Origin of the sequence: Nitrobacter sp. 62-23 (assembly GCF_001897285.1) — a bacterium.
Taxonomy (GTDB): domain Bacteria; phylum Pseudomonadota; class Alphaproteobacteria; order Rhizobiales; family Xanthobacteraceae; genus Nitrobacter.
In genome coordinates this window covers 72,391-91,911 of sequence record NZ_MKSM01000128.1, presented here as the reverse complement: position 1 = coordinate 91,911, position 19,521 = coordinate 72,391, and the positions used below count along the sequence as shown (strand labels likewise).

At 58.1% G+C, this 19,521-nt stretch carries 17 protein-coding genes; 13 read left to right on the top strand and 4 right to left on the bottom strand.

What is annotated here, in order from left to right:
* The 4 genes from BGO16_RS15205 to BGO16_RS15190 form a co-directional block, all read left to right on the top strand.
* Nucleotides 1-508: ABC transporter substrate-binding protein (locus BGO16_RS15205; RefSeq protein ID WP_292619741.1), on the top strand; the 508-nt coding region annotated here is incomplete at its 5' end.
* Between the two features lie 114 nt (nucleotides 509-622).
* Complete coding sequence (locus BGO16_RS15200) at nucleotides 623-1,498, top strand: branched-chain amino acid ABC transporter permease (protein WP_292619739.1); 876 nt, start codon at nucleotides 623-625, stop codon at nucleotides 1,496-1,498.
* A 5-nt stretch (nucleotides 1,499-1,503) separates the two neighbouring features.
* Complete coding sequence (locus BGO16_RS15195; protein ID WP_292619738.1) at nucleotides 1,504-3,381, top strand: branched-chain amino acid ABC transporter ATP-binding protein/permease; 1,878 nt, start codon at nucleotides 1,504-1,506, stop codon at nucleotides 3,379-3,381.
* Entirely contained in the window at nucleotides 3,378-4,076 is a 699-nt protein-coding gene (locus tag BGO16_RS15190; RefSeq protein WP_292619736.1) for an ABC transporter ATP-binding protein, read from the top strand. Before BGO16_RS15195 ends, BGO16_RS15190 begins: the two co-directional genes overlap by 4 nt.
* Here BGO16_RS15190 and BGO16_RS15185 read toward each other — a convergent pair.
* The 3 genes from BGO16_RS15185 to BGO16_RS15175 form a co-directional block, all read right to left on the bottom strand.
* Nucleotides 4,073-4,501 carry an HIT family protein gene (locus tag BGO16_RS15185; RefSeq protein ID WP_292619749.1) on the bottom strand — a complete coding sequence of 143 codons (429 nt, stop codon included), beginning with the start codon at nucleotides 4,499-4,501 and terminating at the stop codon, nucleotides 4,073-4,075. The two genes, BGO16_RS15190 and BGO16_RS15185, sit on opposite strands and share 4 nt — an antisense overlap.
* Before the next feature lie 28 nt (nucleotides 4,502-4,529).
* Entirely contained in the window at nucleotides 4,530-4,724 is a 195-nt protein-coding gene (locus tag BGO16_RS15180; protein ID WP_292619734.1) for a hypothetical protein, read from the bottom strand.
* A 95-nt stretch (nucleotides 4,725-4,819) separates the two neighbouring features.
* Nucleotides 4,820-5,092, bottom strand: a complete 273-nt coding sequence (locus tag BGO16_RS15175; protein WP_292619732.1) for a hypothetical protein — start codon at nucleotides 5,090-5,092, stop codon at nucleotides 4,820-4,822.
* A gap of 293 nt (nucleotides 5,093-5,385) precedes the next feature.
* Here BGO16_RS15175 and BGO16_RS15170 point away from each other — a divergent pair, with 293 nt between their 5' ends.
* On the top strand, nucleotides 5,386-6,585 hold the full coding sequence (locus tag BGO16_RS15170; protein ID WP_292619730.1) for an aminotransferase class V-fold PLP-dependent enzyme: 1,200 nt from the start codon (nucleotides 5,386-5,388) through the stop codon (nucleotides 6,583-6,585).
* Between the two features lie 62 nt (nucleotides 6,586-6,647).
* Here BGO16_RS15170 and BGO16_RS15165 read toward each other — a convergent pair whose 3' ends face one another.
* Nucleotides 6,648-7,817, bottom strand: coding sequence for an O-antigen ligase family protein (locus BGO16_RS15165; protein ID WP_292619728.1), 1,170 nt, complete (start codon nucleotides 7,815-7,817; stop codon nucleotides 6,648-6,650).
* Nucleotides 7,818-8,357: 540 nt separating this feature from the next.
* On the opposite strand from BGO16_RS15165, the gene BGO16_RS15160 reads away from it, so the two are divergent.
* The 8 genes from BGO16_RS15160 (at nucleotide 8,358) to BGO16_RS15125 (ending at nucleotide 19,475) form a co-directional block, all read left to right on the top strand.
* Complete coding sequence (locus BGO16_RS15160; RefSeq protein ID WP_292619726.1) at nucleotides 8,358-9,608, top strand: hybrid nucleoside-diphosphate sugar epimerase/sugar transferase; 1,251 nt, start codon at nucleotides 8,358-8,360, stop codon at nucleotides 9,606-9,608.
* A gap of 240 nt (nucleotides 9,609-9,848) precedes the next feature.
* Nucleotides 9,849-11,126, top strand: a complete 1,278-nt coding sequence (gene tviB, locus BGO16_RS15155) for a Vi polysaccharide biosynthesis UDP-N-acetylglucosamine C-6 dehydrogenase TviB (protein WP_292619724.1) — start codon at nucleotides 9,849-9,851, stop codon at nucleotides 11,124-11,126.
* Nucleotides 11,127-11,136: 10 nt separating this feature from the next.
* Nucleotides 11,137-12,204 (top strand): NAD-dependent epimerase/dehydratase family protein, encoded by a 1,068-nt coding sequence (locus tag BGO16_RS15150; RefSeq protein ID WP_292619722.1) that lies wholly within the window; start codon nucleotides 11,137-11,139, stop codon nucleotides 12,202-12,204.
* Nucleotides 12,204-13,517, top strand: coding sequence for a lipid II flippase MurJ (locus BGO16_RS15145; protein WP_292619720.1), 1,314 nt, complete (start codon nucleotides 12,204-12,206; stop codon nucleotides 13,515-13,517). The genes BGO16_RS15150 and BGO16_RS15145 overlap by 1 nt, the downstream gene beginning before the upstream one ends.
* 285 nt (nucleotides 13,518-13,802) lie before the next feature.
* Nucleotides 13,803-14,972: a glycosyltransferase gene (locus BGO16_RS15140; RefSeq protein ID WP_292619718.1), complete on the top strand. Its 1,170-nt coding sequence runs from the start codon at nucleotides 13,803-13,805 to the stop codon at nucleotides 14,970-14,972.
* Between the two features lie 86 nt (nucleotides 14,973-15,058).
* On the top strand, nucleotides 15,059-16,396 hold the full coding sequence (locus BGO16_RS15135) for a hypothetical protein (RefSeq protein ID WP_292619716.1): 1,338 nt from the start codon (nucleotides 15,059-15,061) through the stop codon (nucleotides 16,394-16,396).
* Nucleotides 16,397-18,367 (top strand): asparagine synthase (glutamine-hydrolyzing), encoded by a 1,971-nt coding sequence (gene asnB, locus BGO16_RS15130; protein ID WP_292619714.1) that lies wholly within the window; start codon nucleotides 16,397-16,399, stop codon nucleotides 18,365-18,367. It begins immediately after the preceding gene.
* Nucleotides 18,360-19,475 (top strand): glycosyltransferase family 4 protein, encoded by a 1,116-nt coding sequence (locus tag BGO16_RS15125; protein WP_292619712.1) that lies wholly within the window; start codon nucleotides 18,360-18,362, stop codon nucleotides 19,473-19,475. Before asnB ends, BGO16_RS15125 begins: the two co-directional genes overlap by 8 nt.
* Nucleotides 19,476-19,521: the final 46 nt, after the last annotated feature.

Below are 19,521 nucleotides of genomic sequence, written 5' to 3'. Positions count from 1 at the left end.
GGCCAAGCAGTTCGGCGTGCTCGACAAGATGAAGCTCGTGGTTCCCTACCAGGTGCCGTTCCTGGCGCGCGAAGTCGGCGGCGGTCTGATGGCCGGCGTCTATGCCGCGACCGACTACTGGTGGACGGTCGAGGACAAGTATCCGCTCGCCAAGCTGTTCAACGAGTCGTTCAAGGCGAAATACGGCTACAATCCGGAGTGGGGCGCGGAAAACGCCTATGTCAGCTTCGCGCACTGGGCGCGCATGGTCGAGGAGGCCGGCACCTTCTATCCGCCTGATGTTATCAAGACCTGGGAGAAGGGCGAGACCATTCCCTCGCTGCTGGGCGACGTGCACTACAGGGCGGAAGACCACCAGTGCGTCCGTCCCGTCATCATCGTCAAGGGCAAGGATCCCAAGGCGATGAAGAACAATGAAGACTACTACGACATCGTCGAGATCGTCCCGGGTGAGGGCATCATCCAGAAGCCGGACGCTTTCGGTTGCAAGCTCGGCGACTATACCTGATTGCAAATGGACAACGGCGTCGCGGACGGTTAAGCACCGCCGCGGCGCCGGTTTCGCATCCCCTGTCTTTGTGAACAATATCCCTCCGGCCATCCTATCTGGCGATTGCGCGGCATGATCAACTGGCCAAATTTCGTCTCGCAACTTTTCAACGGGCTGGCGCTCGGCGCCTTGCTGGCGCTCATCAGCTCCGGATTGACCATCATCTACGGGACGCTCGGCGTGCTGAATCTCGCGCACGGCGCGATGTTCATGCTCGGCGGCTATGCCGGTTACGTCACGTACACGTATACCGGCTCGTTTATCCTCGCTGTTATCGGAGGATCGCTCTTTGTCATGATCCTTGGCATCGTGATGGAGCGCGTTATCATCCGCCACTTCTATAATCGCCCGCATGAAGATCAGCTTCTGGTGACGTTCGGCCTCGGCATCTGTTTCGTCGAGATCGTCCGGTTCATTTTTTCAAGCCAGTCGCTGGTGGTGCCGCCGCCGCCGCTGCTCCAGGGCATTACCTCGCTCGGATTCATGTACTATCCGACCTATCGCCTCGCGGTCGTCGGTATCGTCGCTGTCGCGCTGGCCGCCCTGTTCATCGTGCTCTATCGCACACGGCTGGGCATGATCGTGCGGGCCGGCATTGAAGATTCCGTCATGGTGGATTCGCTCGGGATCAACGTCTACCGGGTGTTCATGATCGTGTTCGGGATCGGCGCGATGGCGGCCGGCTTTGCCGGCATCATCAATGCGCCGGTGGTGTCGCTGACGCCCGGCATCGGCGACGACATCCTGGTCCAGACATTCGTGGTCGTGGTGATCGGTGGCGTCGGGTCATTTCCGGGCGCCATTCTGGGTGGGCTGATCGCCGGCGAGATCATCAGCATTACCTCGATGATCAATCCCGGTTATGCCTACGTCATGCTGTTCGTCGCCATGACCCTCGTGCTGGTGCTGCGTCCCCATGGCCTGCTCGGCGCCCAAGGACGCGATTGACCGCGATGTTGAAGCAGCGCCGTTTCCTGATTGAAGTTCTGACCGCGATCGGACTGATCGCCGCGCCGTTCGTGCTGCCGCATCTCGGCTTCGCGCCCAATACGGTGAACCGCATCCTGGTCTGGGGCCTGTTCGGCCTCGGTTTCGATATCCTGTTCGGGTTTACCGGCCTGCTGTCGTTCGGTCAGTCGGCGTTCTACGGTACCGGCGGTTTTGTGGCAGCCTACCTGCTGACCCGAGCCGGATTTCCGAATGTCTTTCTCGCGCTGGTGATCGGCATGGTCGCGGCTGCCGTGACCGGCTATTTCGTCGGCCTGATCGCGCTGCGCAGGACCGGTATCTATTTCGCCATGATCACGGTGGCGATCGCGGAGGTCTTCTACTTCGTCGAATTCAACCCGTTGGCGGAATGGACCGGAGGCGAGAACGGATTGCCCGGCGTGCCAACACCGAGCTTCAATCTCGGCTTCACGACGCTCCACTTTACCACCGGCTGGTCGCTCTACCAGTTTCTGGCGGCGTGCTATTTCGTCGGCGTGGTGATTGCGCTGCGCATCGTGCGCTCGCCGGTCGGTGCGATCTTAAGCGCGATCCGGGACAATCCGCTGCGCGCCACCGCGGTGGGCCACAATATTCATGGCTACAAACTGACGGCGTTCGTCATCGCCGCTGCCTATGCCGGTTTCGCCGGCGGCCTGCTCGGCGTGATGCAGGCGTTCATGCCGCCCGACGCTTTTATGTTCGAAACGTCCGGTCAGCTTATCATGCAGACCGCGATCGGCGGTCCTGGAACGCTGTTCGGTCCGCTGGTCGGCGCTGCGGTCTGGTTGTTTTTGCAGGATTTCCTGCAGTCGGCTCTTGGTCTTGGGGCTGCGTGGAAACTGGTGCTCGGCGCCGTGTTCGTGCTGCTCGTCTGTTTCCTGCGGCGCGGCATCATCGGCGGCCTTGTCGATCTTTATCGTCTTGCCGCCGGCAGGCGTACTGATCGGAAGCCGGCCGTGGCGTCGGCGAAGGCTTTGACGGCCGAGGAAGAACAAGCGATTGCCGAGGCCACTGTTGCAAAGCAGCCGGATCCTCCGCCGATGGCCCCGCTGAATCGCGCCGGCGACAGTTATGCCGGCCCGATCCTGCAGGCGACCGGGCTGACCAAGCGTTACGGCGGTCTGCTTGCCAACAGCGATATTGATTTCACCGTCAACCATGGCGAGTTACGCGGCATTATCGGCCCGAACGGTGCCGGCAAGTCGACGTTTTTCAAAATGCTGACCTGCGAGGTCGCGCCGACATCGGGCAAAATCGTGTTCGAGGGGCTCGATATCACCGGGATGAACGTCACCGACGTCTGCCAGCTCGGCCTGACCAAGAGCTATCAGGTCAATCAGCTGTTTTCGGGTCTGACGGTGCGCGAAAACCTGACCATTGCGGCGCTCTCGGAACTACGCGGCAAGTTCCGCCTCGACATGTTCCGCAGTCTTCAGAGCATTCCGGGATTGTCCGAACAGGTCGAACGCACGCTGGAACTCGTCAACCTGACGACGCGGCCGGACACGCCGGTGTCCGAGCTTGCCTACGGCGAAAAGCGAAGGCTGGAAATCGGATTGGCGCTGGCGACCTCGCCGAGCCTGCTGCTGCTCGACGAGCCGCTGGCCGGCATGAGCCCGCGCGAGCGCGTGGAAACGGTCAAGCTGCTGAAGTCCATCAGCAAGGGCCGCACCATGATCATCATTGACCACGACATGGATTCCTTGTTCGAACTCGTCGGGCGTGTCACGGTGTTGCAGGAAGGTCGAGTGCTGGTCGAGGGAACGCCGGACGAGATCAAGAATAACGCAGTGGTCCAGGAAGCCTATCTCGGGGGCGTGCACGGAGTGCTCGACGCATGAGCCTGCTCGAGGTCAAGGGTCTGAACAGCTATTACGGGGATTCCCACATCCTCTTCGACGTCTCGATGCGCGTCGAGCGCAACGAGGTCGTGGCGCTGCTCGGGCGTAACGGCGCCGGCAAGAGCACCACGCTGAAGAGCCTGATGGGCGTGATCACACCGCGCAGCGGCAGCGTGACCTTCGACGGCACCGATGTCGCCGGCCGCAAGAGCCACAAGATCGCGCAGGCCGGGATGCAACTCGTGCATGAGGAGCGCCGCATTTTCGGCAGCCTCAGCGTCGAGGAAAACATCGTGCTCGCGGGGCTGACGGCCTCCAAACGCTGGCCGCTCGGCCGCATCTATGAGATGTTTCCGCGGCTGAAGGAACGGCGCAATAACCGTGGCAACGAGCTATCTGGCGGCGAGCAGCAGATGCTGGCGATCGCGCGCGCTCTGATCCGCGATCCCAAGATCGTCCTGCTCGACGAGCCGTTCGAGGGGCTCGCGCCGGTGATCGTGAAAGATTTGATGAAAGCCTGCCGCGATCTGGCCGCCGCCGGCCAGACCATCGTGCTGGTGGAGCAGAACCTGGCGGCGACGCTCGCGCTCGCCCAGCGCATCTATATCATCAACAACGGCCATATCGTGCATGAGGGGCCGGCGAGGGAACTCAAGGCGCAGCCGGACATCCTGCAACGCTATCTCGGCGTTTAGGCCCCGCCGAGTGCGGCGATCAGCCGCGCCGCGTGATCCTCCAGCACTTTGACGTCCTCTTTCCGGCTCTGGGGCGGCAGCAATTGGACGCCCGACTTCATCGGCATGACGTGCATATGCAGGTGAAACACCACCTGTCCGCTGGCGGCTTCGCTGAACTGCTGGACGATGATGCCGTCCGCATCAAAGGCTTTCATGGCGGCGATCGCGATCGTCTTCGAGGTGCGCGCGACTTCAGCGAAATCGTCCGGTGAAATGTCGAGGATTCCGCGGGCAGGGGCCTTCGGAATCACCAAAGTGTGGCCGGGCACGCGCGGCATGATGTCCAGGAACGCGAACGTGCTCGCGTTTTCGTAGACCTGGAAGCACGGTATCTCGCCGCGAAGGATCTTCGCGAAAATATTCTGATCGTCGTAGGCCGGCACCTGCACCACCCTGTTCTGTTTCGGGATGCTACGCCCTGACGCGCGACCGCTCCGCCGGCCTTGTGGTCAGGCCAAGCTGGCTGATCCGCTCGCGCGTCAGTTGGTCCCGCGCGCCTTCCTCGATCAGCAGGTCAATGAATGCCAGCCGCTTCGATTCGTCCGTGGCCTCGGCCAGCAGGTTCCGGTAGCGCCTGTAGTCGTATCCCTTGTTCGGCTTGTCCATTATGCGTCTCGTGGTCTTTCCCGTCTTTGCGACCACTCTACGCGCAGGTGTGCAGTCGCGCTACGCGCTATGCACAGTTAGTTTCGGGCGGTGAGTCAGTTGCAGGGATGCCTGCGGCCGTCCTGTCCCCGATAGGAGGCGGCGCTTTGCTTGCAGCGCACGGCCGCCGGTCCGTCGTAATAGGCGAAAGGCTGGTCAGGCGTGACCGCGGGCCCGTAGTTGTGAAGGTAGATATCAGTCTCGGAGGAGTGATGTCGGTCATAACTATGGTGATGATGGTGCCTGTGGTGATGAGACCGGGCCAGCGCGGGCACGGAAAGGGCCATCGACGCCACGGCGGCCGCTGCAAGAATCCTGAATGTCATCATCGGGCCGATCTCCTGTGCTGCGGATCGCGTCGCATGGCGCTGCGCATGGCTTGATCCGGAACCGAGGTGGGTTTGTTCCATGTTCGGGCCCGCCCCGGTCGCTGTCAATGCCCCGTTATCGGCCTCCGCCAATCGCGCGCAGATCAGACGACCGAACATGGCGCCGCCGTGACGGCCTCCGACAGGGTAAGGTCGTGCATTCTTAAATATTGACGGGCGCGGGACAACCCCGCTGGATAGTGATATTCGAACCTGCAACACCTGCAACATAAGTCTCCCCGAAAGGCCCCCAGATGACGCTGCACACAGGACGACATTTTCTCCAGATCCCAGGCCCCACCAACGTGCCGGACCGCGTGCTGCGAGCCATCGATATGCCGGTTCTGGATCATCGCGGTCCGGAATTCGCGGTGCTCGGCTTTGCGGTGCTGGCGGCAATCCAGCGAATTTTCCGCACCAAGCAGCCGGTCATCATCTTTCCATCGTCGGGCACCGGCGCCTGGGAAGCCGCGATCGTCAACACGCTGTCGCCGGGCGACAAAGTGCTGATGGCTGAGACCGGCCAGTTCGCGACCTTGTGGCTCGCGATGGCCGGGAAGTTCAAGCTCGACGTCGATGTGCTGCCGACCGACTGGCGCCGCGGCGCGCCTTTGGACCTGATCGAGGAGCGGCTGAAGGCGGACCGGGAGCACAAGATCAAGGCCGTCATGATCGTGCACAACGAGACTTCGACGAGTTGCGTGACCTATCCGCTCGAGGTCCGCAAGGTTCTTGATCGCACCAAGCATCCGGCGCTGCTGATGGTCGACACCATCTCCGGCCTCGGCTCGCTCGAATACGAGCATGACGCCTGGGGCATCGACGTGTCGATCGCGGGTTCCCAGAAAGGCATGATGCTGCCGCCGGGCCTTGGGTTCAATGCGTTGTCGGAAAAATCGCTGGCGGCCTCGAAGGCCAACACCTCGACGCGGTCCTACTGGGACTGGCACGCCATGATCGCCAACAACAAGGAAGGCTCGTTTCCGTTCACGCCGGCCACCAATCTGCTCTACGGTTTGAAGGTTGCGATTGCGATGATGGAAGAGGAGGGCCTGGAGAACGTCTGGGCTCGCCACAAGCGTCACGGCGCTGCGACCCGCGCTGCCGTGAAGGCCTGGGGGCTGGATCTCGTCTGCCAGGATCCGCACGCCTATTCGCCGGCTCTGACCGCGGTGATGGTTCCTGGCGCACATGATGCCGATGCTTTCCGCAAGGTGGTGCTCGACAATTTCGACATGTCGCTCGGCGCCGGCCTCAACAAGCTCAAGGGCAAGGCTTTCCGCATCGGCCATCTCGGCCATATGAACGACCTGACGATGATTGGGGCGCTGGCCGGCATCGAAATGAGCCTCGATATCGCCAAGTTACCGCATCGCGCTGGCGGCGTTGCGGCGGCCATGGACGTGCTCAAGGGACGCGACGTTGCCGTGATGCCGAAGGCCGCCGTTGCCTGAACCGGGGATCGTCGGGAGGCTGGCGCGCGCCGCACCGACGTCCGCCGGCTCGCGGGACCCTGTCAACCGGAAGGCGCGGCAGTCGGCGGCGGTTTGCGGGTTCTCGAAACCATGCCGGCTGCAACGCCGACGCCGAGCACGTAAATCCAGCCCTCGACGTAATCGGAGAGGTGCGAATTGAACAGCGAATCGAAGATATTCTGGCTCACCACGATGGTGCCGAGCCAGGATATCCAGCGCATTTCCGTGAACAGCAGGAAATGCGTTATCCACATCGCATAAAGCAGTATCACTCCGATCGCGCCCCATTCGATCGCGAAATAGAGCGTCTGGTTGTGCGGGTTGGCGACGACCTGCTCATCGGTCACAGTTTTGCCAACGGCTTCGCGCTCGAAAAGAGTTTTTATCGAGCCCGTGCCGTGACCGATCAGCGGAGCGCTGCTGATGAACTTGCGTGCGTGGGACCAGTATTCGAGTCGAAGGCCAACGGAGGTGATCCGGCTATCTCGCAGCGAATATTCCTGCTGGATGCTGTCGATGCGCTTTCGCAGGTTGGGCGCAAGGAACCAAGTGAGCATCGCAGCAATGACGATCATCAGATTGAGCGCGATCGCACGGCGCCATCCGATGTATCGCAAGGTCGAAATCAGCAAAAGGACCGGAAGCGAGACAAGGGATGTCCGGGAAGACGCTACAAAGGCCATGTTGAGGAAGAAAGCGACGCCAAGCAAAGCAAATCCCGTCGCGGCATAGGGCCGTTGTTTCCGCCACATGACGACCGCAAGCGCGGCGGCGCCGAAGATGCACAACACGAATTCGACGCCCTGCGTGATCCAGTTCTTGACAGGAACGCCGATCGGGCGACCCGACGGCAGCACCGTTCGCGGATCGAGCCAGTTGAGCCAGGACAGCGCAAGCAGCGCCGTACACGACGCAAGGAAAGCGAGAAGAATCCTGATTCCATTTTCCGAGCGCTCGAACTGGTAGATCAGCAGCGGAATGGCCAGGAGCTTGGCCATCGTTCCTACAGCATAAGTCCGCGCTCCCAGGGGCGCATCGGCCCATGCCATTCCGGCGACCGCAAGACAAAACAGGGCGACGGGCAGCCAGCAGGCAGGGCGGCTGAGCTGCGTCCGGAACTGGAATATATCGATCACCGTCGCCAGGGTGATCAGCCAGAGCACAGTAAAGATGCCCAGGACGGTGGTCGACCAGGGCAGCGATATCGCCATCAAAATCGCGAACTGATCTGCCAGGCGCGATCTGCGCGAAACGCTGGCCCAATCGCCCCACAACCGGCGCGTCCACATCTCGTTTCCTGCCGCGGTGTTCTGGTCTGAGCTCGCGTACTGCATTCGAAATATCTGGTTCAGGGCGTGGAGTCGGACGTTTGGGCTGCGCCCGCCGCAACGGACTCCGGATTCGAAAGGAGTGGCAAAACTTGCGATTCCAGCGAACTTCTGAACTGCCACATCACCGCATGGCTGGAAAGTTGGAATGTTTCAAAGTACAAGTGAAGGCGTAGTCATCCCTTGGTCCGTTATGGCCGTTCACTGAGAGGCTCATAAGCGCTTTTCCGTTGAATACACGGTGGTCGGGAGAGTGTGCAACGAGCTTGAGAACCGTTTACGGCGGACGAACAAGAACATGCTTGATCTAGAACAGGAATAATTAGCTGAAGGGGCATTGGTGGGATCTGATGACCAAATCGCATGGCATATACTACTCGGTATTGTGACGAAGAGCGACGTCCGATCATTGGGGAGACGATGATGCGCCTCGTTATGCCTCTCGCTCATAGTCGGTCGCAACCACTGCGAATTGTCGTCACAGGTGCGGGCGGTTCCGTCGGTCGCGAGTTGGTCCCTCGTCTAGTCGCTGATGGTGCGAACCTGCTCCTCGTGGGACGAAATCCAGTCGCATTAGGTAAGTCGTTTTCGGGTTGTAAGGCTATCGGTTACGACGAAATTGCAACAAGAGCCATCGGCTATGACATGCTTATCCATTTGGCTGTCCTCAATAACAATATAAAAGCAGGTTACGACGACTTCGTGTCGGTGAATGTTGATCTGGCAATCGAAACTTACAGGCGGGCCCGAGAAGCAGGCGTTCGAAAGTTTATCTACGTGTCGTCCATACATGCGCTCGACCCATCGGCGTCGTCATTCTACGCAAAGACCAAACGAGAGGCCACAAAAAGACTGGAAGCGATGGCTGATGGAGACGTCTGCACCGTCTATCTTCCAGCAGTTACCGGTGAGAAGTTTTCCGGAAGGCTGTGTGTGCTAAACCGGCTTCCCAAGAGTATCCGGACCGTCGCGCTGGCTCTTTTTTCAACAATGAAGCCTACTGTGAGCGCTGACAGGATCGCGGCAGCGATCGCTGAGATTTCCGAACCGGCCGGTCCCAGCGACGCACGCATGATTGTGACCGATGGTCAGACCGAGAATCTTTTTTTTGCAGTCTGCAAGCGCATTGTTGATCTGGCGTTTGCTGTGGGCGTCGTAGTCCTGTTCGGTTGGCTGCTGATCATCATCGGGATCGCTATAAGGCTGGAATCCCGGGGACCCGCGTTTTTCCGTCAAATGCGTGTTGGATGGCACCAGCGTACGTTCACCTGCTTCAAGTTTCGGACCATGTATGTCGGGACGCGGAATACCGGTACTCATGAGGTTTCTGCCTCGTCGGTCACCAAATTGGGGGCGTTCCTCCGACGAACCAAGATCGACGAATTGCCTCAGGTGCTGAATATATTGATGAACGACATGAGCTTGGTAGGGCCTCGTCCCTCGTTGCCATCCCAGACGGAAGTGGTCGCTGCGCGCTTGCGCAGGGGCGTGTACGCCGCCAAGCCTGGTATAACTGGACTTTCCCAAATCCGTGGAATTGATATGAGCTCCCCGGAGAAGCTGGCCATCTCTGATGCGGACTATCTTAAGCTACAATCAATCGCACTTGAGTGTTACATTCTGGTGCAAACTGCTATCGGGAAAGGCGGGGGAGACAAGCTCCGAATAGCATGACACCCGTAGCATTTCGGTAGAAGCGTCGCAGTGGAAACATATCTCTCAATAGTCGCGGGCTTAACATCGTGGCCGGCAATGCTGGCTCCGTCGTTGGAGAGCCGAAGGCGAGTCTAGCCTGTGGTCACCTCGTAAATGGATTAAGACTAGCCGGTCGGGCAGCAGCACCCAGGTTGCGCAGCCCGTTCGATGACGGTTATGAACGTTCGCAGAACCGCCTAGGTGGTGAAGGGCTTGAGAATGGACACTGCCAACAAGAAAATTGCCGTCGTGGGTCTGGGTTATGTAGGCCTTCCCTTGGCCGTGGAATTCGGCAAGCAGAGGTCGGTGCTGGGATTTGATGTAAACCAGAAGCGAATTGATGAACTCCGTCGTAATTCGGACAGCACACTGGAAGTGAGTGACGAAGAGATCCGTTCCGCCATTGGGCTTGAGTTCAGTACCAATCTCGAGGATCTCGCGAACTGCAGCATTTTCATCGTGACCGTTCCCACCCCGATCGATCGGGCGAACCGGCCGGATCTATCACCCTTGCTTGCAGCGAGCAGGACGGTCGGGAGCGTGATGAAGTCGGGCGCCATCGTCGTCTACGAGTCCACGGTTTACCCTGGTTGCACCGAAGAGATTTGCGCCCCGGTGTTGGAGGCGTCGTCCGGACTCCGTTTCAACGAGGGTTTTTTCTGCGGCTATAGCCCCGAACGAATCAATCCTGGTGACAAGAGCCACCGATTGACCTCGATTCAGAAAGTGACGAGCGGAAGCACCCCCGAGGTCGCCGAAGCCGTCGACGGGCTGTATGCGCAGATTATAACGGCCGGCACACATCGTGCGAGTAGCATTCGCGTGGCGGAGGCCGCAAAAGTGATCGAGAATACGCAGCGCGATCTCAACATTGCCCTTATGAACGAGCTGAGCCTGATTTTTCAACGTCTCGGGATTGACACCTTGGAGGTCTTGAAGGCCGCCGAGACAAAATGGAACTTTCTTCCTTTCCGTCCGGGGCTGGTGGGTGGCCACTGTATTGGTGTGGATCCTTACTATCTCACCCATAAGGCTCAAGAAGTCGGTTATCACCCGGAGGTTATTCTAGCCGGTCGGCGTATCAACGACAACATGGCCGCTTACATTGCTGATGAAACTGTCAAGCTGATGCTGCGCAAGGGCAAACAAGTTCTCGGGGGCCACATTCTGGTGCTCGGTTTGACTTTCAAGGAAAACTGCCCAGACATACGAAACACAAAGGTCGTCGACATCGTCAGCCAACTGCAATCCTATAATGTAGGCGTTGATATATACGATCCGTGGGTTGATGCGGCCGAGGCGCATCATGAGTACGGCCTGCATTGTCTGTCGGAGCTGCCGGAAAACGGCCGTTATTCGGCAATCATCATTGCGGTTGGCCACAAAGAATTCGTCTCGATGGGTAGCGATGGCATTAGGGCGCTGGGCGAGCCTGGGGCCATCGTCTACGATGTCAAAGGAACACTGCCCGCTGGAACTGCCGACGGCCGGTTGTGATGGAAAACAGATGACCCGGTACGACCAAGTTAAACAATTGCTTCGCCAAAAGCCCCGGACTTGGCTGATCACCGGCGTTGCCGGGTTTATAGGCAGCAACCTGCTTGAGTCGCTGTTGAAGCTGGACCAGAAAGTCGTAGGTCTGGATAACTTCGCCACGGGTCATCAACGAAATCTCGATGAGGTCTCCTCGCTCGTAACCTCTGATCAGTGGTCGCGATTTCACTTCATCGAAGGAGATGTGCGCGAGCTTGAACATTGTACGAGCGCGATGCACTGGGACGAGGCAAGCATTGTCGATCACGTGCTCCACCAGGCAGCTCTTGGCAGCGTTCCCAGGAGCATTGCCGACCCAATATCGACAAACGCTGCAAATGTAACTGGTTTCCTGAATATGCTTGTGGCCGCTCGCGATGCGAAGGTGCGCAGTTTTACCTATGCCGCAAGTAGTAGCACATATGGCGATCATCCCGACCTGCCGAAAGTGGAGGACAGGATTGGGCGCCCTCTTAGCCCCTACGCTGTCACCAAGTATGTCAACGAACTTTATGCGAATGTGTTTGCGCGAAGCTATGGTTTCCGGACAATCGGACTGAGATATTTCAATGTCTTTGGTCCACGACAAGATCCAAATGGAGCTTATGCCGCTGTCATTCCAAAATGGACTTCGAGTTTGATAAACGGAGAGCCCGTATATATTAATGGCGATGGTGACACGAGTCGGGATTTTTGCTTTATCGCGAATGCTGTTCAGGCGAATATTTTGGCGGCCCTGACCGATTCAGATGATGCTCTTAATCAGGTTTATAATGTAGCGGTCGGCAATCGCACGTCGTTGACTGAGTTGCTGGACGCAATTCAGTCCGAGTTGTCGTTGCATGGCCAAATACCCAAAATCGATATTGTCTTCCGTGAATTCCGGCCGGGGGATGTTCGCCATTCGCAAGCCGATATTTCCAAGGCCCAGCGTCTATTGGGATACGTTCCGGAGTACCGCGTTCGCGAAGGTTTGGCAGCAACCATGGGATGGTACCAGTCCAAGCTGACTGCTGAAGTCCTGGACTCTTCGCCGCTTTAATGAAGAAGCAACTGGCAGTCATCGCTGTCCTGACCGCAGCCTCTCAGATCTCTGCCTTCTTCAAGTTGTGGTTTACCGCGCGCATCTTCGGCGTCGGAAGCGAACTTGATGGGTACAATCTAGCCCTCGTGCTGCCGACATTAATCTCGGGTATTGTGGCTGGTTTTTTGCAGACGGGCCTCTTCCCTGTCCGTGCCAAGCTAAAGGTCGCCGGCAATCCAGCGGACGTTGACGCGTTTGAGCGGGCTGTCCTATGGGGCATTGCTTCAGTGGGCGTAGTCTTCACCATTTTGTTGTCGCTTGGGAGTCCTGCTATCGTTCCAGTGCTGGCGGGCAGGGCGCCCGCCACTGTTATCGTCGCGATGGGAACGGCATTTCCCTACCTTACCATTCTTGTGGCGCTAAACATGGCGGGCGATTGCATCGGGTACCTGCTCGCCATGCGGAACCGGTTTGCCATTGCGGCGGCCGCGCCGATCGCAAATGGGATCGTTGGTGGATTACTGCTTGCGTCCTGGCCTCAGGGCGGACTTACGAACTTGGTTTTGGGAACAGTCCTCGGTCTCGCTGTCCAGGTTGGCATTTGCTTATGGGGGCTCAGGTCTGCCGGATTGCACTTGAGCGGCCCGTTTCTCGCCGTTAAACGAATGCGTTCGTTGACGCGAGAAATGCTGTTGTTGGGGGCGTGGATACTGCCCGGCGTCGTTTTTTCCAATCTCACCGTCTCGCTGCCCCCCATCTGGGTTGCCTCGTTTGGAGAGGGAGCGAACTCGGCGTTCGGATACGCTTACCGTTTGCATTCAGCATTGGTGCAGCTGCTTATCATGGCTAGCTCGCCCGTGATTTTGGCTCATTTTGCCGATTTGGTAGCAAATAACGAAATTGCGGCGGTGCGCGCCAGTTTGGGAAAAGCTGCTGCCGCCGCAGCTATACTAGGCGTTCTTGGTATAGTTCTGGTGGGCCTCCTCGGCGCGCCGGTGCTCGGCTTCATATTCAGTGGACGCTTCGACGCCGAGGCAGCTTCGCGCGTAGCCAATCACTGGTGGTGGATGACAACGGGATTGGCATTCCTGATTCTTGGAAATGTTTTTGCGAAATTGTGGCAGTCGCAACAGCGCCCGAAGCAACTCTCGATCATGGCAGGTGTGAGTGTCGTAACCCTAGCCTTGACCTACATGTTGCTGAGGGAGGAATTGGGGGAGTATTCAGTAGCGGCCGCTATGTCCTCTGCCGCGGCGGCTGTAGTTATATTTGGAATTCCCTTTCTTAAAGGGAGCCCGTTTTTGCAGAAGGTTGAGCGTCTAGATGGATAACCGAAAAGAGAACCCTAATAGCATCGAATCTCGTCGAGAAGAGGTCGTTTGTCCGGTGCGCGCGGCTGACCGACCGAAGGCTCTCTTTTGGACCAAAGATTATGTTTTCCATTGCTCCGACGAGAGTCTTAGTCAATCGATGCACCGGCTACAGTTGCGGCTACTTAAGTCCTCGCCTAGCGTGGGAGAACTGAGATTCCGTTTATCCATAGCCGGCGGTGAAAACGTCGTTTCGAAATTTGGTAGGACTCGCGCATACGGCATTGCCGTTGTGGCGGGGGCACGGTGAAACCTCGTATTTTTTATGTCATCGGCTCACTGAATGTGGGCGGTGCTGAACGACACCTTGCGCAGGTCGCGGTTCGCTTAAAGCACCGCGGGTGGGAGCCGGAGGTCGTTGCGCTATCGCCTAGTGGGCCTTTGATCTCGAACCTCAAAGAAGCAAAGGTTCCCGTACATGGGGTGGAGCTGCCCAAATGGGTCGCGGCGGCGATCCGGAATGATCGACTGAGGATCCGTATTGGGCTTTTGGCCACCGCTTTCGTTCTAGTTTTCATGCTTTGGCGGCGAAGACCTCATGCCATACACTTCTTTCTGCCGGCCGCTTATATTGTCGGAGGTCTCGCATCAATGCTGTCCTTTGTACCCGCGCGTATCATGAGTCGGCGCAGCTTGAATGCCTATCAACTTGATCATCCGGTTTTTGCGCGTATTGAGCGTTACCTTCATCCGTGGATGGCGCTGGTCTGCGGCAACTCGCAGGCCATCGTCGCCGAGCTGCGCGATGAAGGAATCGATCCTGCAAAGCTGCGGCTGATCTATAACGGCATTGATACGGAAATCTACGAGCAGTCGTTTGACAGAGATAGCGCACGCAGCGCATTGGGTATTGCAGTCAACGCCACCGTGTTCGTCATTGTGGCCAACCTTATTCCATATAAAGGACACGCCGATTTGATTGTTGCATTTTCTCAGATCAAATCAAGGCTGAGGCATCCTTGGTTTTTGTTTTGTCTTGGACGTGATGACGGAATTGCCGCTCAGTTGCAGTCGCAAATCGACGCGGAGGGGCTACGTGAGAATATCCGGCTTATGGGCGCGCGCTCGGATGTTCCGGACTTCCTCCGGATGGCTGACATTGGGGTTCTTTGCTCACACGAGGAAGGCTTCTCTAATGCCATCCTGGAAGGTATGGCCGCGGGTCTGCCAATGGTGGTGACCGACGTAGGTGGAAACGCGGAGGCTGTTGTTGATGGACAAACGGGTTATGTTGTTCCACCGCATGACTCGGCCGCGCTGGGCGAGGCGCTGCTCAAAATGGCGGATAATTCCAGCCGGACGGCAATGGGCGAGGCGGGCCGGCAACGCACACGCGAACGATTCTCGATGAGCGCCTGCATCGACGCATATGAGGCGCTGTATCGTGAGGTTGGCGCGGGACAACACCCTAACTGATTATGGTGCTTTGAGTGGATAGCGCGTTTGGAGCGATAGGGGTCTTTACGCTCTGCTTTGTGCTATCGGCCCTGTGCGCGACTGTCTTGGCCGAACCTGGCGATCGCAAGGTCTCAGCCCAGTTCGTATTGGCGGGCCTTTTCATGGCCTGTCTCAAGATTTGGCTCATTCGGCAAACCCCGCAATGGCTTGATACACCGCTGGACGCGGTCAAGTATCAGCTCAATGCGGAAGCTTTAACTGCCCACTGGCATGGCGAAGCTGTCAATTCTCAGCTCTATAGGCTCGATGGGCTGACGAAAATCTTTGGTCAGGATCATTGGTCACTAGACGCGTACTTACCCTATTCCTCGGTCTTCGGAACACATGAATGGCTGTATGCCGCTTATCTTGCAGTTTGGGCGCATATCACACCCCATTGGCCGGTTTGGGCGACGTATTCGAATGCTGCCCTGGCGGCCCTCTTTCCCGCTGTGTCCTTTGGAATTGCCCGCGAACTGGGCTCGACAACGAGGATCGCAGCTCTGGGTGGCACCGTTGCTCTGATTGACCCGTCGGCGGCCGTGAATGGTGCGTGGCTGCTGAAGGACACGCTTGCCTGTTGGTGCGTACTTATCGCTATTTGGGCGGCATTGGTCATCCTGCGAAAACCGCGGTTTATGTTGGTGCTTCTCCTCGGGAGCGCGCTTGGAATCCTGGGATCTGTCCGCTTCCTGGGCCTAATGGCAGTGCTTTTGGCCATTCTTGTACTGCTACCGGCGTTGTTGGTAAGGCGCCGTATTCTCACATCGGGGAGTCTTTTGGTCGCATGTCTGTACGGCCTATCTCTTTTCAGTACACTTAACAGTCTGCCTGTCGAAGGTGTTGGTTCAGTCCTCGAGCGCCCGGTCGTTGCGCTCAAAGCAATCCTCTTCGGCCAAGTTGAGACGCTGTCGGTGTCCCGGAGAGCCGACATGGCATCGTCGGCCATTGATGACACGGTGGTCGATTGGTACACCCGCCTGTCCGAATCTCCGCTAAAGGCCTCGGCAACGGCTGCCAGCCGTACGCTATTCGCCCCCTACCCATGGGTGATCATCACTGAGGGGCTGAATTTTCGAAACGGCATCGAACTGTACTATCTTGGTATCGTGCTCTGGATTATCTGCTTGCCCGGGATTTTTTGGGCGATCGTGCAGGCGCTGCGGAATCCGAGCTTTCCTGCGGCTTTTGTCGGGTTGGTGCTTGGGGCTTGCTTGGGAGCCTACGTTATCTTCTATGGAGAGTGGAGCACGCGCCAACGCGTATTCATGCTGCCGGTTTTCTTTGCCCTCGCCGCGATAGGGTGGGTCGATCTGGTTCAGCGTCTTGGGTTTTGGAAAGACCCGGCCGCTTCCGGAGGCTGCGCCGATAAATCGAACCCCCGACTGACAAGAAGATCCTGAATGTGTGGAATCGCAGGCTACCTGGGACGTAGTGTATGGCCGAGTGCCGGGCAGGCCGAGGCAGGTCTCACGCAAATGGCTGCCGTCATCAGGTCTCGGGGGCCCGATGATTTTGGTTTTTGGATCGATGATTCAGCGGCTGTCGGACTGGTTCACCGGCGTCTTTCAATCATCGATCTTTCGCCAGCAGGCCATCAGCCGATGCGCTCTGCGTCGGGACGCTATGTCATCGTTTACAATGGCGAAGTCTACAATCACAAGTCGATGAGGGAAGCGCTGGATGGTTGTGGACGGGCTCCCAACTGGCGGGGCCATTCAGACACGGAGACAATACTTGCCGGATTCGATGCCTGGGGAATCGAGGCAACCCTTGAACGCTGCGTGGGGATGTTTGCCTTTGCCCTATGGGATCGTCAGGATCGCACCCTGACTCTGGCGCGCGATCGGCTGGGCGAGAAACCGCTATACTACGGCTGGCAAGGCAATGGGCCGCGGACCAGTTTTATTTTCGGGTCCGAACTGAAAGCTCTGAAACAGCATCCTCAGTTCGATGGTGCAATAAATAGGGACGCAATTAGTCTGCTGATGCGCCACAACTATATACCGGCGCCCTATTCGATCTATCTGGATATTCTCAAGTTGCCGCCCGGATGCCTGCTGACAGTCAGCCTGGGTGAATACGCTAATCGCCCCCAGCCTCGTCAGTATTGGTCGCTGGCGCATGTGGCCGAAACTGCGCGCGGCGATTTACATCAGGGTACTCCGGACCAGATCGCCGATGAACTCGAAGGACTGCTGAGACAGGTTGTTAGGGGACAGATGATTGCCGACGTTCCGCTCGGCGCGTTCTTGTCCGGTGGCGTTGATTCCTCAACGGTGGTCGCCCTGATGCAAGCTCAGGCGTCGCGGCCCGTCAAAACGTTCACGATTGGATTTGACGAGCGCGGCTATGACGAAGCGGTTCATGCCCGCGAGGTAGCCTCTCACCTGGGTACAGATCACACGGAACTATATGTCAGGCCGGAAGAAGCGATGGCGGTTATTCCCCAACTGCCGACCATCTACGACGAACCATTCTCGGATTCGTCGCAAATACCAACCTTTTTGGTGTCAAGGCTGGCCCGTCAGCACGTCGCGGTGTCCCTGTCCGGTGATGGTGGTGACGAGATCTTTTGCGGCTACACGCGATACCTGGCGGCCTCTTCGGCCTGGAAGAGGCTCTCTTTGCTGCCCGGGCCAATTCGGGGCATTGGGGCGGCTGGGATACGGATGATCCGGCCCGAACACTGGGATCAAGTTGCGCGTTTCCTGCCTGGGCTCAAGAATCGCGCGGCCGGGCGCTTTGGGGACAAAATTCACAAGGCCGCCGGCGTCCTGGCGTGTTCCTCAGTTGATGCCCTGTACATGGGGCTGGTCTCGCATTGGAGTGACCCTCAGTCCCTGGTGTTAGGCGCAATAGAGCCGGCCACACAACTGACCGGCATGGCCCCGAGCTTGGCTGGCTTGACGGCGGTCGAGCGAATGATGGCGCTCGATATGGTGAGCTACCTGCCTGATGACATCCTAACCAAGGTCGACCGGGCGGCGATGAGCGTCAGTCTTGAAACACGAGTTCCCTTTCTGGACCATAGATTAATCGAGTTCGCCTGGCGGTTGCCACAAGAGATGAAATTGCGCGATGGCGAAGGCAAATGGGTTCTGAAAAAAGTATTGTATAAGTACGTGCCGAGATCTCTCATCGAGCGTCCTAAGATGGGATTTGGCGTTCCACTCGACAAATGGTTACGCGGCCCGCTCAAGAAATGGGCCGAAGACCTTCTGAGCGAAGAGCGCCTCCAGCGCGAAGGATACTTCAATGCGTCTAGCGTCCAGCAGAAGTGGCGTGAGCACGTGAGTGGCCAGCGCAATTGGGCATATCACCTTTGGGATGTCCTCATGTTCCAGGCGTGGCGGGACTCTCAGCTTGGCTAAACTGCTGTTTTTAGTCACCGAAGATTGGTACTTCGTGTCGCATCGCCTCGCTTTGGCTGTTGAGGCTGTGCGAAGGGGATACGAAGTGGTGCTTGTCACACGCGTGTCGAGTCATCGTTCTGAAATCGAGCAGTATGGCATTCACGTTGTGCCCTTCAAAACCAATCGGCGGGGCATGAACCCACTCGGGATATTGGGCGAAGCAGTTTCGCTTACCCGTATTTACCGCAAGGAAAAGCCGGATATCCTGCATCATGTCGCACTACGTGCTGTCGTGGTAGGCGGCCTGGCGGCGCACCTATGCGGCATAAGGCGCGTGGTCTCCGCGATCACGGGAATGGGCTTCCTGTTCACGGAGGAGGGGCGCAGGCCGTGGGTTCGCAAGGTAGTCAGCAGGGTGCTCCCCCACGTGCTGTCGCGCGGACTGGTGATTGTACAAAATCCGGATGACGCCAGGCAGCTTTCGTCGTTTGGATTGTGCCCCAACCGTCAACGGCTGATAGCCGGGGCAGGCGTTGACACAACGAAGTTTAGTCCCTCTTTCCGTGAGAATGACCGCCTCGTTGTCATGATGGCCACCCGTCTTTTGTGGGACAAAGGCGTCGGAGAATATGTGGAAGCTGCTCGCATGCTGCGAGACACCGGGGCGAGGTTTGTGCTGGTGGGAATGATCGACACGGATAATCCGGCAGGGGTGTCAGTGGACGAGGTCGACGCCTGGATCAGTGAAGGCGTTATAGAATGGTGGGGGCATCGGCAAGATATGGCTGCCACTCTCGCGCATGCCGATATCTTTTGCCTCCCGTCTTACCGTGAGGGGTTGCCAAAAGCTATTCTTGAGGCGATGGCCTCAGGCATTCCGTGCGTGTCAACTGACGTTCCTGGTTGCAGGGACGTCGTGCGGAACGGCGACACCGGCATTTTGGTGCCTGCCCGGAACGGAGCGGAGTTGGCGGCGGCCATCTCTCGCCTGATTGAGAAGCCCGCGCTGCGGCTGGCGATGGGGGCGAACGGGCGGCAACGCGTTCTCGATGAGTTTTGCGATGAGAAAGTGATCTCCGCCACGCTGAACGTCTATGAGGAGCTGCAGAATTGTGCAGACAGTTGAGTGCGTGCGCCACAAGGTAATCGTGAGAGCGCGCCCGATGGCAATC